Annotated in this window: 1 protein-coding gene; it reads right to left on the bottom strand. The window is 56.7% G+C overall.

The features are described from left to right. Positions 1-284: hypothetical protein (locus tag AC1RP4_RS07970; protein ID WP_481763271.1), on the bottom strand; the 284-nt coding region annotated here is incomplete at both ends.

Below are 284 nucleotides of genomic sequence, written 5' to 3'. Positions count from 1 at the left end.
GTTCACCACCATCTCAGCAAGCCGCAAGTTAGCCAACGCCTGAGCCTGTTCAACTTGGCCTAGACGATGGGCACGCGCTATCTGGAATTCGATTGTGGTTTGCAGCATGGCCTCGGATACAGCAGGACGCTGGAGTTCTTGCTCCACCCACGCTATACCCTCGGTCTGCTGCCACTCCGGGTCGGAGCCGTGCTCGATCAGGAGCCGTGTTTCGATCAGGAACGTTACATCCCGCAGCAGATACGCTGTCTTTACTAGATGGAACAGTTCCGGATCGCCACCTT

The sequence above is a fragment of the Dellaglioa sp. CoH-56-MRSF-10 genome (assembly GCF_056782175.1).
This window is presented reverse-complemented; position numbering and strand designations above follow the sequence as displayed.